This is a genomic window from Agromyces zhanjiangensis (assembly GCF_040496055.1).
GTDB lineage: Bacteria > Actinomycetota > Actinomycetes > Actinomycetales > Microbacteriaceae > Agromyces > Agromyces zhanjiangensis.
The window spans coordinates 1-1,139 of sequence record NZ_JBEPKB010000018.1 but is presented as its reverse complement, the minus strand read 5'-3'; the positions used below and the strand labels follow the sequence as shown (position 1 = coordinate 1,139).

1 protein-coding gene is annotated in these 1,139 nt (G+C 70.1%); it reads left to right on the top strand.

The window, feature by feature from the left end:
* On the top strand, positions 1–1,139 hold a 1,139-nt coding region (locus tag ABME02_RS18410), incomplete at both ends, for an ABC transporter permease (protein ID WP_353816811.1).

Sequence of the window (1,139 nt, the reverse complement as noted above, 5' to 3'; positions counted from 1 at the left end):
GAGCCCGAGGAGCCCTCGCGGTGGCAGCAGGCGCTGCGTCAGATCGCGACCGGGAACGCGATCATCTCGGTGCTCGCGGTGCTGCTGGCCCTCGTGGTCGGCGCGGTGATGATCGCGTTCACCGACGAGCGCGTGCAGGCGGCATCCGGGTACTTCTTCGCCCGCCCGGGCGACACGTTCGCCGCGATCTGGGACTCGGTCGCCGGGGCGTACTCGGCGCTGTTCCAGGGCGCGGTGTACAACTTCCGCCGCCCGGACTTCGCGTCCGGGATCCGGCCGCTGACCGAGACGCTGAACTTCGCGACCCCGCTGATCGCGGCCGGTCTCGGCGTGGGCCTGGCGTTCAAGGTCGGCATGTTCAACATCGGTGGTCGCGGGCAGATGCTGCTCGCGGCGTCCGCCGCCGGGTGGGTGGCGTTCTCGTTCGACCTGCCGTTCCCGCTGCACATGATCGTCGCCGTGATCGCGGGCATCATCGCCGGGTCCCTGTGGGCCGGGATCGCGGGCCTGCTGAAGGCCCGCACCGGTGCGCACGAGGTGATCGTGACGATCATGCTCAACTACGTCGCCCTGTACCTGGTGTCGTGGATGCTCCGCACGCCCGGGCTGCTGCAGGCGCCGGGATCGAACAACCCGAAGACGCCGCCGATGAAGGACACCGCGATCTTCCCCGACCTGCTCGGGTCCGGGTTCAACCTGCACCTGGGCTTCCTGCTCTCCCTCGGCTGCGTGGTGCTGGTGTGGTGGATCCTGGACCGCTCGAGCCTGGGCTTCCAGTTCCGCGCGGTCGGACTGAACCCGAAGGCCGCCCGCGTGGCCGGCATCAACGTCAACCGCATGTACGTGTACGGCATGCTGATCGCCGGCGCCCTGGTCGGCCTGGCCGGCGTGGACCAGGTCCTCGGCACCGTGACCACCGGGTTCTCCTCCGGCATCGACGCCGGCATCGGCTTCGACGCGATCACGGTCGCCCTGCTCGGCGGCTCGAACCCGTGGGGCATCCTCGCCGCGGGCATCCTGTTCGGCGCGTTCAAGGCCGGCGGGTTCGCGATGCAGGCCGCCGAGGGCGTCCCGATCGACATCGTCCTGGTCGTGCAGTCGTTGATCGTGCTGTTCATCGCGGCGCCGCCGCTGGTGCG